This window comes from Variovorax sp. Soil_C_12 (genome assembly GCF_057657375.1).
Genome location: NZ_JBDGIO010000003.1, coordinates 408,077 through 420,604, shown reverse-complemented (window position 1 = coordinate 420,604; position 12,528 = coordinate 408,077). Strand labels below are relative to the sequence as shown.

The 12,528-nt window shown below is 65.7% G+C and carries 11 protein-coding genes; 2 read left to right on the top strand and 9 right to left on the bottom strand.

The window, feature by feature from the left end:
- Nucleotides 1–13 precede the first annotated feature (13 nt).
- Nucleotides 14–997 carry an aldo/keto reductase gene (locus AC3A6X_RS10720; protein ID WP_487842158.1) on the bottom strand — a complete coding sequence of 328 codons (984 nt, stop codon included), beginning with the start codon at nucleotides 995–997 and terminating at the stop codon, nucleotides 14–16.
- A gap of 95 nt (nucleotides 998–1,092) precedes the next feature.
- Between AC3A6X_RS10720 and aroQ the strand changes: the two genes are divergently transcribed.
- Nucleotides 1,093–1,548: a type II 3-dehydroquinate dehydratase gene (aroQ, locus tag AC3A6X_RS10715; RefSeq protein ID WP_487842157.1), complete on the top strand. Its 456-nt coding sequence runs from the start codon at nucleotides 1,093–1,095 to the stop codon at nucleotides 1,546–1,548.
- Complete coding sequence (locus AC3A6X_RS10710; RefSeq protein WP_487842156.1) at nucleotides 1,545–2,183, top strand: DNA-3-methyladenine glycosylase I; 639 nt, start codon at nucleotides 1,545–1,547, stop codon at nucleotides 2,181–2,183. The genes aroQ and AC3A6X_RS10710 overlap by 4 nt, the downstream gene beginning before the upstream one ends.
- A gap of 4 nt (nucleotides 2,184–2,187) precedes the next feature.
- On the opposite strand, the gene AC3A6X_RS10705 is transcribed toward AC3A6X_RS10710, so the two are convergent.
- The 8 genes from AC3A6X_RS10705 to AC3A6X_RS10670 form a co-directional block, all read right to left on the bottom strand.
- Nucleotides 2,188–3,705 carry a SpoVR family protein gene (locus AC3A6X_RS10705; RefSeq protein ID WP_487842155.1) on the bottom strand — a complete coding sequence of 506 codons (1,518 nt, stop codon included), beginning with the start codon at nucleotides 3,703–3,705 and terminating at the stop codon, nucleotides 2,188–2,190.
- Nucleotides 3,702–4,988: a YeaH/YhbH family protein gene (locus tag AC3A6X_RS10700; protein ID WP_181360523.1), complete on the bottom strand. Its 1,287-nt coding sequence runs from the start codon at nucleotides 4,986–4,988 to the stop codon at nucleotides 3,702–3,704. The genes AC3A6X_RS10705 and AC3A6X_RS10700 overlap by 4 nt, the downstream gene beginning before the upstream one ends.
- 29 nt (nucleotides 4,989–5,017) lie before the next feature.
- Nucleotides 5,018–6,940 (bottom strand): PrkA family serine protein kinase, encoded by a 1,923-nt coding sequence (locus tag AC3A6X_RS10695; RefSeq protein WP_487842154.1) that lies wholly within the window; start codon nucleotides 6,938–6,940, stop codon nucleotides 5,018–5,020.
- 706 nt (nucleotides 6,941–7,646) lie between these two features.
- On the bottom strand, nucleotides 7,647–8,777 hold the full coding sequence (dnaJ, locus tag AC3A6X_RS10690) for a molecular chaperone DnaJ (protein ID WP_487842153.1): 1,131 nt from the start codon (nucleotides 8,775–8,777) through the stop codon (nucleotides 7,647–7,649).
- An 81-nt stretch (nucleotides 8,778–8,858) separates the two neighbouring features.
- Nucleotides 8,859–10,808 carry a molecular chaperone DnaK gene (gene dnaK / locus AC3A6X_RS10685; RefSeq protein WP_487842152.1) on the bottom strand — a complete coding sequence of 650 codons (1,950 nt, stop codon included), beginning with the start codon at nucleotides 10,806–10,808 and terminating at the stop codon, nucleotides 8,859–8,861.
- Nucleotides 10,809–10,914: 106 nt separating this feature from the next.
- Nucleotides 10,915–11,481 (bottom strand): nucleotide exchange factor GrpE, encoded by a 567-nt coding sequence (grpE, locus tag AC3A6X_RS10680; protein WP_487842151.1) that lies wholly within the window; start codon nucleotides 11,479–11,481, stop codon nucleotides 10,915–10,917.
- 146 nt (nucleotides 11,482–11,627) lie between these two features.
- Nucleotides 11,628–11,978: an FKBP-type peptidyl-prolyl cis-trans isomerase gene (locus AC3A6X_RS10675; protein ID WP_106556012.1), complete on the bottom strand. Its 351-nt coding sequence runs from the start codon at nucleotides 11,976–11,978 to the stop codon at nucleotides 11,628–11,630.
- A 37-nt stretch (nucleotides 11,979–12,015) separates the two neighbouring features.
- Nucleotides 12,016–12,384 (bottom strand): winged helix-turn-helix transcriptional regulator, encoded by a 369-nt coding sequence (locus tag AC3A6X_RS10670; protein ID WP_309970053.1) that lies wholly within the window; start codon nucleotides 12,382–12,384, stop codon nucleotides 12,016–12,018.
- Nucleotides 12,385–12,528: the final 144 nt, after the last annotated feature.

Below are 12,528 nucleotides of genomic sequence, written 5' to 3'. Positions count from 1 at the left end.
GTGCTCATCTGCTTCAGCCCTCACGCGCCAGCGCTTCCCACAGCGCCGCCGGAACAGGCGCCTGCGCATGCGCGACGCTTTGCGCGATCTCCTCGGCGCTGCGCGCGCCCACCACCACCGCGGCCGCGGCGGGGCAGGCCAGCGCGAACTGCAGCGCGGCGGCCGGCAGCGCGACCCCGAAGGAGGCGCAGGTCGAAGCGAGGTGAGCGACGCGCGAACGCACCGCCTCGGGCGCGGGCTGGTAATGGAAATGCGCACCCGGCGTGGCGCCGCTCGCGAGGATGCCGGAATTGAAGACACCGGCCAGGATCAGCTTCACGCCCCGGGCCACGCACAGCGGCACCAGCTCGCGGGCGGCCGAGTCGTCGAGCAGGGTGTAGCGGCCGGCCAGCATCATGCAGTCGAAATCGCCGGCGGCCAGGGCGTCGCGGCACACCTCCCACTCGTTCACGCCGATGCCGATGGCGCCCAGCACGCCTTCGCCGCGCAGCCGATCGAGCGCGCGGTAGGCGCCTTCCATCGCCTCGCGAAAGCGTGCGGGCTGCCCGTCGGGGCCATGCGTGTGGCGGTCGATGTCGTGGATCAGCGCGATGTCGATGCGCGAGAGGCCCAGGCGTTCCAGGCTCTCTTCGATCGAGCGCAGGGTGCCGTCGAAGCTGTAGTCGAAATGCGGTGCCAGCGGCAGCCCGTGCACATAGCCGTCGCGCTCGGGCGGCGCGGCCGGGTCGGGGCGCAGCAGTCGGCCGACCTTGGTCGAGAGCACGAAATCCTCGCGCGGCTGGGTCCGCAGCATGCGGCCCAGGCGCAGCTCGCTGAGGCCATGGCCGTAGAGCGGCGCGGTGTCGAAGTAGCGCAGGCCCTGGCGCCAGGCCTCCTCGAGGGTGCGCTCGGCCTCGGCGTCGGATAGCTGTTCATAGAGGTTGCCCAGCGGCGCGCCGCCCAGGCCGAGTTTCAACGGGCCGGCGAGCCGCTCCAGCAGCGGCATGCTCTTGTTCATGGGTGCTATTCCTTCGGGCGGACCACGCCCCTGCAGCAGCAGATTGCCACAAAGAGTGCTACCCCGACGCCGGCAACACCTGCTACAAACGCCCCATGAAAAAGATCCTCGTCCTCAACGGCCCCAATCTCAATCTGCTCGGCACCCGCGAGCCTGCGCAGTACGGCTACGAAACTTTGGCTGACGTCGAGCGCCTGTGCGCGGAGGCGGGCGCGAAGCTGGGAGTGGCCATCGAATGCCGTCAGTCGAACCACGAAGGCCAGCTCATCGACTGGATTCACGAGGCCGGCCGCGAGGTGGCCGCCGGCCGCATGCTGGGCGTGGTGATGAACCCGGGCGCCTACACGCACACCTCGATCGCGCTGCACGATGCGATCAAGGGCGCGAGCGTGCCGCTGATCGAGCTGCACATCTCGAACGTGCATGCGCGCGAGGAGTTCCGCCACCATTCCTACATCTCGCCGGCGGCGCGCGGCATCATCGTCGGCTTCGGCGTGAAGGGCTATGCGCTGGCGATCGAAGGGCTGGTGCGCGTGAGCGAGAGCGCGTGAGCGCCGAGCGGCCCGGGTTGTTCGCGGGCGAAGACGGTGCACTGCGCTGCCGCTGGTGCCAGTCCACCACGGCTTACCAGCACTACCACGACAACGAGTGGGGCTTTCCGGTCACCGACGACCGGCGCCTGTTCGAGAAGCTGTGCCTCGAAGGCTTCCAGGCCGGGCTGAGCTGGCTCACCATCCTCAACAAGCGCGAGGCCTTCCGGCGTGCGTTCGCGCAGTTCGATGCCGAGCGCGTCGCGCGCTTCGGGCCGAAGGACGTGGAGCGCCTGCTCGGCGATGCGGGCATCGTGCGGCACCGCAGCAAGATCGAGTCGGCCATCAACAACGCGCAGCGGGTGCTGGAACTGCGCGAGCAGTTCGGCTCGCTCGCCGCCTATGCCTGGGACTTCGAGCCCGAGGCGGCCTCGCGACCGAGCCGCATTACCTACGAGGCGCTCCGGGCCATGACCACCTCGCCCGAGTCGGTGGCGATGTCCAAAGACCTGAAGAAGAGGGGCTGGAGCTTCGTCGGCCCGACCACGGTCTATGCCTTCATGCAGGCCATGGGACTGGTCAACGACCACGTCGAGCAGTGCCATGCGCGCGAACTCGCGCTGGCGGCGCGCGCCGGGCTGAAGCTGCCGGGTTAGCGGACTAGTGGGTCTGCGGGCCGGCCACCTTGCGGTGGTTCACCCGGCCCTGGCTGTCGACGCTCTCGAGGTGCACGTCGAAGCCCCACAGGCGGGCGACATGCTTGAGCACTTCTTGCGCATCGTCGTGCAGCGGGCGGTCGTTGTGCTGTGTGTGCCGCAAGGTCAGGGAGCGGTCGCCGCGCAGGTTGACGCTCCAGACCTGGATGTTCGGCTCGCGGTGATTGAGGTCGTACTGGCGCGACAGCGACTCCCGCAACTGCCTGTAGCCGCTGTCGTCGTGGATGGCCGAGACCTCGAGCTCCGGCTCGTTTTCCTTGTCGCGGATCGCGAAAAAGCGGAAGTCGCGCATCAGCTTCGGGGACAGGAACTGGCCGACGAAGCTCTCGTCCTTGAAGTTGCGCATCGCGTAGTCCAGCGTCTGCTGCCAGGGCGAGCCGGCCAGGTCGGGGAACCAGCGCCGGTCTTCCTCGGTGGGGTCCTCGCAGATGCGCCGCAGGTCGGTGTACATCGCGAAGCCCAGCGCATAGGGGTTGATTCCGCTGTAGGCGCGGTGACCGACCGGCGGCTGGTACACCACGTTGGTGTGCGACTGCAGCCACTCCATCATGAAGCCGTCGGCCAGAAGGCCCTCGTCGTACAGGGTGTTGAGCAGGGTGTAGTGCCAGAAGGTGGCCCAGCCCTCGTTCATGACCTGGGTCTGGCGCTGCGGATAGAAGTACTGCCCGATTTTGCGCACGATACGCACCACTTCGCGCTGCCAGGGTTCCAACAATGGTGCATTCTTCTCGATGAAGTAGAGCAGGTTCTCCTGCGGCTCGGAGGGGAAGCGCTTGGACGCCTCTTCTTCCTCCGCACTGCGGCCGGCACGCCGGGGCAGGGTGCGCCAGAGGTCGTTGACCTGCTGCTGCAGGTGGTGCTCGCGGTCCTCGCGGCGCGCCTGCTCCTGGCTCAGCGACAGGCGCTGCGGGCGGCGGTAGCGGTCCACGCCGTGGTTCATCAGGGCGTGGCAGGAGTCCAGCAGGTCCTCGACGGCCGGCAGGCCGTGCCGTTCCTCGCACTCGCTGATGTAGTTCCGGGCGTAAACCAGGTAATCGATGATGGACGAGGCATCCGTCCACATCTTGAACAGGTAGTTGCCCTTGAAGAAGCTGTTGTGCCCGTAGGCAGCATGGGCGATCACCAGGGCCTGCATGGCCATGGTGTTCTCTTCCATGAGGTAGGCGATGCAGGGGTCGGAATTGATGACGATCTCGTAGGCCAGCCCCATGTGGCCGCGGCGGTAGTTCTTCTCGGTCGAGATGAACTGCTTGCCGTAGGACCAGTGGCGGTAGATGACCGGCATGCCCACCGAGGCGTAGGCGTCCATCATCTGTTCGGCCGTGATGATCTCGAGCTGGTTGGCGTAGGTGTCCAGCTTGTAGCCGCGCGCCACGCGGGCGATCTCGCTGTGGTAGCGCTCGATCAGATCGAAGGTCCAGTCCGAAGGGCTGGGCAGCGGTTCTCGTTTCTTGGCGTTCACACCGTCCCCCTCTCCTTTTTGAACAGGTCGCGGAACACCGGGTAGATGTCCGCCGCGTCGGCGACCTTGCGCATCGCGAAATTCTTGTGGGAGTCGACCAGCTGGCTGTACTCCTCCCACATGTTCTGCTCGGCGTCCGCCACCTGCACGTAAGCGTAGTAGCGCACCAGCGGCAGCAGGTGGTCGGCCAGCAACTCGCGGCAGCGGCCGCTGTCCTGGTGCCAGTTGTCGCCGTCGCTGGCCTGGGCGCCGTAGATGTTCCACTCGTTGCTGGGGAAGCGCGCGCGGACGATCTCGTGCATCAGCGTGAGCGCGCTGGAAACCACGGTGCCGCCGGTCTCGGTGGCGTGGAAGAACTCTTCTTCGGTGACCTCGCTGGCCTGGGTGTGGTGGCGGATGAACACCAGCTCGATCTTGTCGTAGTGCCGCGTCAGGAACAGATACAGCAGCATGAAGAAGCGCTTGGACATGTCCTTGCGCGCCTCGTCCATCGAGCCCGAGACGTCCATCAGGCAGAACATCACGGCCTTGGCCGAGGGGATCGGCACCTTGACGCGGTTGCGGTAGCGCAGGTCGATCGGGTCGAGATAAGGGATGTGCTTGGCCTTGGCCTTGAGCTCCTCGATCTTGGCCTCGGTGTCGCGGATTTCGCGCTGCACCAGCGCATCGGCGGCGCGCGGGCTGCGCTTCAGGTGCAGCAGGTGGGCCTCGAGCTCGCGGATCTCGCGCCGCGAGTCGCCGCCCAGCGCGATGCGCCGCGCGAGCGCGCCGCGCATGGAGCGCACCACGTGCAGGTTGGTGGGCATGCCGTCCTGGGTGAAGCCGGCGCGGTGGCTCTTCCATTCCGGCACTTCGGCCAGCTGGGTGCGGATCAGGTGGGGCAGGGCGAGGTCCTCGAAGAAGACCCGCATGAACTCTTCCTTGGTCAGGCGGAAGACGAAGTCGTCCTCGCCGCCCTCGCCGTCGCCGGCCTGCGAGCCGCTTCCCTTGCCGCCACCGCCGCCCTGGGGCCGCTCGATGCGGTCGCCCTTGACGTACTCGCGGTTACCCGGATGCACGTACTCGCGGTCGCCGCCGGGGCCGTGCCCGAACACCGGCTCGGACACGTCGCGCTTGGGCAGCGTGATGTCCTCGCCCTGCTCGAGGTCGCGGATGTTGCGGCCGCTGACGGCACGGCGCACGGCTTCCCCGATCTGCTCGCGATAGCGCCGCAGGAAACGCTCGCGGTTGCCGATGGACTTGTTCTTCCCCGACAGACGGCGGTCGATGATCTGCTGCAGCATGGCCACGGCCGAACTCCCTTGTCAGCTCATCATGAGCTCTTGCGCACGCGCAGGTACCACTCGCAGAGCAGGCGAACCTGCTTGGCGGTGTAGCCCTTTTGCACCATGCGGTTGACGAAATCCTCGTGCTTCTTCATCTCGTCGGCGCTGCTCTTGGCGTTGAAGCTGATGACGGGCAGCAGCTCCTCGGTGTTCGAGAACATCTTCTTCTCGATCACCGTGCGCAGCTTCTCGTAGCTGGTCCACAGCGGGTTCTTGCCCGCGTTGCCGGCCCGCGCGCGCAGCACGAAGTTCACGATCTCGTTGCGGAAGTCCTTGGGGTTGCTGATGCCCGCGGGCTTCTCGATCTTCTCGAGCTCGGCGTTCAGCGAGCCGCGGTCGAACACCTCGCCGGTGTCCTGGTCGCGGTACTCCTGGTCCTGGATCCAGTAGTCGGCGTAGGTCACGTAGCGGTCGAAGATGTTCTGGCCGTACTCGGAGTAGCTCTCGAGGTAGGCGGTCTGGATCTCCTTGCCGATGAACTCCGCATAGCGCGGCGCCATCAGCTCCTTGATGTAGGACAGGTACTTCTGCTCCGTCTCGGGCGCGAACTGCTCGCGCTCGATCTGCTGCTCGAGCACGTACATCAGGTGCACCGGATTGGCCGCGACCTCGCCGCTGTCGAAGTTGAAGACCTTGGAGATGATCTTGAAGGCGAAGCGGGTAGACACGCCGCTCATGCCCTCGTCGACGCCCGCGTAGTCGCGGTACTCCTGGATCGACTTGGCCTTGGGGTCGGTGTCCTTGAGGTTGTCGCCGTCGTAGACCTGCATCTTGCTGAAGATGCTGGAGTTCTCCGGCTCCTTCAGCCGCGTCAGCACCGAGAACTGGGCCATCATGCGCAGCGTGCCGGGCGAGCAGGGTGCCAGCGCAAGCGAGGAGTTGCGCACCAGCTTCTCGTAGATCTTGATCTCTTCCGAGACGCGCAGGCAGTAGGGCACCTTGACGATGTAGATCCGGTCGAGGAACGCCTCGTTGTTCTTGTTGTTGCGGAAGGCCTTCCACTCGCTCTCGTTGCTGTGCGCAAGCACGATGCCGTCGAAGGGGATGGCGCCGAAGCCTTCGGTGCCCTTGAAGTTGCCTTCCTGCGTGGCCGTCAGCAGCGGGTGCAGCACCTTGATCGGCGCCTTGAACATCTCGACGAACTCCAGCAGGCCCTGGTTGGCCAGGCACAGGCCGCCGGAGTAGGCGTAGGCGTCCGGGTCGTCCTGGGCATAGGTCTCGAGCTTGCGGATGTCGATCTTGCCGACCAGCGAGGAGATGTCCTGGTTGTTCTCGTCGCCGGGCTCGGTCTTGGCCACCGCGATCTGGCGCAGCACCGAGGGGTAGCGCTTGACGACCTGGAACTGCCGGATGTCGCCGCCGTATTCCTCGAGCCGCTTGACGGCCCAGGGCGACAGGATGCGGTTCAGGTAGCGCAGCGGGATGCCGTATTCCTTCTCGAGGATCTCGCCGTCTTCGGTGGCGTTGAAGAGGCCGAGCGGCGATTCGTTGACCGGCGATCCCTTGATGGAATAGAAGGGCACCTGCTCCATCAGCTGCTTCAGCCGCTCGGCGATCGAGCTCTTGCCGCCGCCGACGGGGCCGAGCAGGTAGAGGATCTGCTTGCGCTCTTCCAGGCCTTGCGCCGCGTGCCGGAAGTAAGAGACCACCTGCTCGATGGAGTCCTCCATGCCGTAGAACTCGCGGAAGGCCGGGTAGATCTTGATGACCTTGTTGGCGAAGATGCGTGACAGGCGTGGGTCGTTGCGCGTGTCGACGAGCTCCGGCTCCCCGATGGCCTTGAGCATTCGCTCGGCCGCGGTCGCGTAGGCCGCGGGCTCCCGTTTGCAGATCTCGAGGTACTCCTGCAGGGAGAGGACCTCTTCGCGAGTCCGTTCGTAACGGGCGGCGAAGTTACTGATGACATCCATAAACACCTCCATCGAGTCAGCGGGGCGCTGCCCGGAGTTTCCGTGCTGCACACGTCGCATCGTTCGCAGGAATGGTGCCAGGTGAGTTGAGCACGCTTAGGAAAAACTCCTCGAGCAGTAACTTGGCTCAAAGCATAGAACAAACAACGCGTCGAGCAAATTGGTTTTCAAATAAGAACGAACCGTCTGTCTAAAAGTTCCGACGCGGATCCGGGACCATTCGGCATAAACGCGATGCAAAACCAACCGAGCCTACGACCGAGGAGAGATGCTGCCATCACTTGCACTACCGCTGCGGATGTAGGACATCATCATCGATTCGCGGGCCGGCGTCAGCAGGGTATGTGCAAAGACTGTTCCCGACATGACATGAAAGCGGGATTTCGGTGCGGCACGAAAAGGGCGGCCCTGGGGCTCCGAGGCAATCCGCGGCGGGCCGACTTGTTTGCGGCAATGCAGCAAGCGGCCGTAAGCAGGACGGCGCTTCGTTCTTCTCGTTCTATATATATATATGAGGGGGTCTTCAGCCTGGGGACGTCTGAAGAAGACGGAGGGCCTGCGCTCCGGCTCGGCTCGCCGCCCGCCCGCCAGCCGGCGCGACGGCACGCGGAGACCAATTGATACCAATCGGCGCCCGTCCTCGCGACGGGCAGGCCGGTTGTACCGTGGTTGTGACGGGCCTGCCCGGCCGCCCGGCGTGGCCGGCTTAACTGAAGAATTCCTTGGCCTTGTCGAACCAGCCCTTGTCGGTGGGGCTGTGCTTGTTGCCGCCCTTCTTGAGCGACTCGTCCAGTTCCTTCATCAGCTTGCGCTGGTGCTCGGTCAGCTTGACCGGCGTCTCCACGCGGATGTGGCAGTACAGGTCGCCTGGGTAGGTCGAGCGCACGCCCTTGATGCCCTTGCCGCGCAGCCGGAACTGCTTGCCGCTCTGGGTGCCGTCCGGGATGTCGATGGCGGCCGGGCCCTTGAGCGTGGGCACGCTGATCTCGCCGCCCAGCGCGGCGGTGGTGATGCTGACCGGCACCACGCAGTGCAGGTCGTCACCGTCGCGCTCGAACAACTCATGCTTCTTGAGCCGGATCTCGATGTAAAGGTCGCCGGGCGGCCCGCCGTTGGTGCCGGGCTCGCCGTTGCCGGTGCTGCGGATGCGCATGCCGTCGTCGATGCCGGCCGGGATCTTGACCTCCAGGGTCTTGTGGTTCTTGATCTTGCCCTGGCCATGGCAGGTGGTGCAGGGCTCGGGAATGATCTTGCCGGTGCCGTGGCAGGTCGGGCAGGTCTGCTGCACGCTGAAGAAGCCCTGTCGCATCTGCACGACGCCATTGCCGTGGCAGGTGGTGCAGGTGATCGGCTTGGTGCCGGGCTTGGCGCCGGTGCCCTTGCAGCTGCCGCAGTCGTCCCAGCTGGGGATGCGGATCTGCGCTTCCTTGCCCTCCGCCGCCTCCTCGAGCGTGACCTCCATCGCGTAGCTCAGGTCGCTGCCGCGGAACACCTGGCGGCCGCCGCTGCGGCCGGTGCGGGCACCGAACACGTCGCCGAAGATGTCGCCGAAGGCCTCCGCGAAGCCGCCGAAGCCCTCGGGTCCGGCGCCGCCGCGCATGTTCGGGTCGACCCCCGCGTGGCCGTACTGGTCGTAGGCGGCCCGCTTCTGCGAGTCCGACAGCATCTCGTAGGCTTCCTTGACCTCCTTGAACTTGGTCTCGGCATCCTTGCTGTCGCCATGGTTGCGGTCGGGGTGGTGCTTCATCGCCAGCTTGCGATAAGCCTTCTTGATTTCGTCCTCGCTCGCGTTCTTTGGAACGCCGAGGGTTTCGTAGTAGTCGCGTTTGGTGGCCATGGTCGGGGTAGCAGGTGGTCGAGAACGGAAAAGGCCGGACCGCCTTGTCAGGAGATCCAGCCTTGCATCAGGGTTTGGAGATCAACCCTTCTTGACTTCCTTGACCTCGGCATCGACCACGTTGTCGTCGGCCGGGCCGCTGCCTGCTGCTTCCGGGCCAGCACCCGCCGCGCCGCCGGCTGCCGCTCCGGACGCGCCGGCCGCGGCCTGGGCGTCGGCGTACATCTTCTCGCCAAGCTTCTGGCTCGCCGTCATCAGCGTGTTGGTCTTGTCCTCGATCGCCGCCTTGTCCTCGCCCTTCAGGACCTCTTCCAGCTCCTTGATGGCCGCCTCGATCTTTTCCTTCTCGCCGGCCTCCAGGCTCGCGCCGTGCTCGGCCAGCGACTTCTTCACGCTGTGCGCCATCGCCTCGCCCTGGTTGCGGGCCTGGGCCAGTTCGACCTTCTTCTTGTCTTCGGCCGCGTTGAGCTCGGCGTCCTTCACCATCTTCTGGATCTCGTCTTCCGACAGGCCCGAGTTCGCCTTGATGGTGATCTTGTTTTCCTTGCCGGTGCCCTTGTCCTTGGCGCCGACGTGCAGGATGCCGTTGGCGTCGATGTCGAAGCTCACCTCGATCTGCGGCGTGCCGCGCGCGGCCGGCGGAATGCCCTCGAGGTTGAATTCGCCGAGCAGCTTGTTGCCCGCGGCGACCTCGCGCTCGCCCTGGAACACCTTGATGGTCACGGCCGGCTGGTTGTCGTCCGCGGTCGAGAAGGTCTGGGCGAACTTGGTCGGGATCGTGGTGTTCTTCGTGATCATCTTGGTCATCACGCCACCCATCGTCTCGATGCCGAGCGACAGCGGGGTCACGTCGAGCAGCAGCACGTCCTTGCGGTCGCCCGAGAGCACCTGGCCCTGGATCGCGGCGCCCACGGCGACGGCCTCGTCGGGGTTCACGTCCTTGCGCGGCTCGCGGCCGAAGAACTCCTTCACCTTCTCCTGCACCTTGGGCATGCGGGTCATGCCGCCGACCAGGATCACGTCATGGATGTCGTTGACCGACACGCCGGCGTCCTTGATGGCAGTGCGGCAGGGCGCGATGGTGCGCTCGATCAGCTCGTCGACCAGCGATTCCAGCTTGGCGCGGGTGAGCTTGATGTTCAGGTGCTTGGGGCCCGAGGCGTCGGCCGTGATGTAGGGCAGGTTGACGTCGGTCTGCGCGCTGTTCGACAGCTCGATCTTGGCCTTCTCGGCCGCTTCCTTCAGGCGCTGCAGGGCGAGCACGTCCTTGCTCAGGTCCACGCCCTGGTCCTTCTTGAACTCGCCGATGATGTAGTCGATCACGCGCTGGTCGAAGTCCTCGCCGCCGAGGAAGGTGTCGCCGTTGGTCGACAGCACCTCGAACTGCTTCTCGCCGTCGACGTCCGCGATCTCGATGATCGAGATGTCGAAGGTGCCGCCGCCCAGGTCATAGACCGCGATCTTGCGGTCGGCGCGATCCTGCTTGTCCAGGCCGAAGGCCAGCGCGGCCGCGGTCGGCTCGTTGATGATGCGCTTGACGTCCAGCCCGGCGATGCGCCCGGCGTCCTTGGTGGCCTGGCGCTGGCTGTCGTTGAAGTAGGCCGGCACGGTGATCACGGCCTCGGTCACGGCCTCGCCGAGATAGTCTTCGGCGGTCTTCTTCATCTTGCGCAGGATCTCGGCGCTGACCTGCGGGGGCGCCAGCTTCTTGCCGCGCACTTCGACCCAGGCGTCGCCGTTGTCGGCCTTGGTGATGCTGTAGGGCATCAGGTCGATGTCCTTCTGGACTTCCTTCTCCTCGAACTTGCGGCCGATCAGGCGCTTGACCGCGTAAATGGTGTTCTTGGGGTTGGTGACCGCCTGGCGCTTGGCCGAGGCGCCGACGAGCACTTCGCCGTCTTCCTGGTAAGCAACGATCGAGGGCGTGGTCCGGGCGCCTTCCGAGTTCTCGATCACCCGGGTGGTGTTGCCTTCCATGATCGACACGCACGAGTTCGTGGTGCCGAGGTCGATGCCGATGATTTTGCCCATGCTGTTTACTCCTGAACGCGAAAAAGATGTTGTTGTGAACTTGTGGATAACCCGTCTCGATTCAAGGGAAGGAGCGGGGATTTCCTGTGGGTTTCGTGTGGGTGGCTCAGTTGGCCGGTGTGACGGTCACCAGCGCGGGGCGCAGCACGCGCTCGGCGATGGTGTAGCCCTTCTGCAGCACGCCGACGATGGTGTTGGGCTCCTGGCCCTCGACCGGCACCACGGAGATCGCCTGGTGCTGGTGCGGATCGAATTTGCTGCCGGCGGCCGGCGCGATCTCGATCACCTTGTTGCGTTCCAGCGCGCTCTTGAGCTGGCGCAGCGTGGCTTCGGCGCCTTCGCGGATCTGCTCGGGCGTGGCGTCCTTGTGCGCGAGGCCGGCCTCGAGGCTGTCGAGCACCGGCACCAGGCTCTCGGCAAAAGATTCGATGGCGAACTTGCGGCCCTTGGTGATTTCCTCGTCGGCGCGGCGGCGCGCGTTCTGCACGTCGGCCTGGGCCCGCAGGAACTGGTCGGCCAGCTGGGCGTTCTTGGCCTTGAGCTCGGCGATCTCGGCGCCGGTGGCCGCCAGCGCGTCCGCCTCGTTGGCGGCTTGCGCGGCCTCCAGCTCCTCTGGGCTCGCTTCGCCTTGCAGGGTTTCGGGATTCGATTGGTGGTTTTGCGGGTCAGTCATGCTCAAAAAGCCGGCGGCCTCGCCGGGAACTCAAGAAAAAGAATCGATCGGGGGCCAACTGGGGCCAGCGGCGCAGATTTCAAGAAAAAAATGCGCCTCGGGAGGCGCATTTCGGAGGCGGCGCGGGGGCGCGCCGCACAGATCGCTCAGTGGGCGTCGAGCAGCTCGACGTCGAACTTCAGGGTGGCGTTCGGCGGGATCACGCCGCCGGCGCCGCGCGCGCCATAGCCCAGGGCGGGCGGAATGATCAGCGTGCGCTTGCCGCCGATCTTCATGCCGGCGACGCCTTCGTCCCAGCCCTTGATGACCTGGCCGGCGCCCAGCGAGAAGGCGAAGGGGTCGTTGCGGTCGCGGCTGGAATCGAACTTGGCGCCTTGCACGCCGTCGTTGTAGAGCCAGCCGGTGTAGTGCACATGCACATGTTGGCCGGCTTTGGCTTCGGCGCCGTCGCCGACGACGCTGTCTTCATACTGGAGGCCGGAGGGGGTGGTGGGCATGGCGGTCCTTGGGGAAGTGGAAGGAAAGCCCCGCAGTTTAACGAGGCGCCAGGGGTGCCTCCGGCGGCGGCGGCGCGACCGGCTTGACCGGCACGGGCGTGTTCTTCCTGACCTGGTTCAGCTGCCATTTCACCGCGAAGGCCTGCAGGTCGGAGAGGCGCTTGAGCAGGTCCTGGCCGCTGGGCGTCAGGCTGTAGCCCTCGCTGCCGTGGCTCACGATGCCGGCCTCGCGCAATTCCTTGATGCGGGTGTTGAGGGTGTTGGGCGTGATGTTGCCGACGCTGTCCTGCAGCAGGCGGAAGGTCTGGGCGTGGCCGTCGCGCAGCGCCCAGAGAACGCGCAGCGCATAGCGGGCTTCGAGCAGCGCGAGCAGTTGGCTGACGGCTGCGTTTTCCTTGCTGCTCATTCAGTAACCTCCGCGCTGCGCGCTACGGTATTCGCCTTGGGAACGGCCCGGCGGCTCATGAGGGACATCTCCTCGGGTCGACGGCGGCTGGCGCAAGGCGCCGCCATGTTCTTGTTGAAACCCCGTCCACCGGACCGGGCCGGG

Excerpts from the sequence above, each read along its gene's own strand:
- AC3A6X_RS10700 (WP_181360523.1), bottom strand. The coding sequence starts at position 4,988 with ATGCTGCAGCAGATCATCGACCGCCGTCTGTCGGGGAAGAACAAGTCC.
- AC3A6X_RS10675 (WP_106556012.1), bottom strand. The coding sequence starts at position 11,978 with ATGCCCACCACCCCCTCCGGCCTCCAGTATGAAGACAGCGTCGTCGGC.
- AC3A6X_RS10670 (WP_309970053.1), bottom strand. The coding sequence starts at position 12,384 with ATGAGCAGCAAGGAAAACGCAGCCGTCAGCCAACTGCTCGCGCTGCTC.
- AC3A6X_RS10720 (WP_487842158.1), bottom strand. The coding sequence starts at position 997 with ATGAACAAGAGCATGCCGCTGCTGGAGCGGCTCGCCGGCCCGTTGAAA.
- grpE (WP_487842151.1), bottom strand. The coding sequence starts at position 11,481 with ATGACTGACCCGCAAAACCACCAATCGAATCCCGAAACCCTGCAAGGC.
- AC3A6X_RS10695 (WP_487842154.1), bottom strand. The coding sequence starts at position 6,940 with ATGGATGTCATCAGTAACTTCGCCGCCCGTTACGAACGGACTCGCGAA.
- aroQ (WP_487842157.1), top strand. The coding sequence starts at position 1,093 with ATGAAAAAGATCCTCGTCCTCAACGGCCCCAATCTCAATCTGCTCGGC.
- dnaJ (WP_487842153.1), bottom strand. The coding sequence starts at position 8,777 with ATGGCCACCAAACGCGACTACTACGAAACCCTCGGCGTTCCAAAGAAC.
- dnaK (WP_487842152.1), bottom strand. The coding sequence starts at position 10,808 with ATGGGCAAAATCATCGGCATCGACCTCGGCACCACGAACTCGTGCGTG.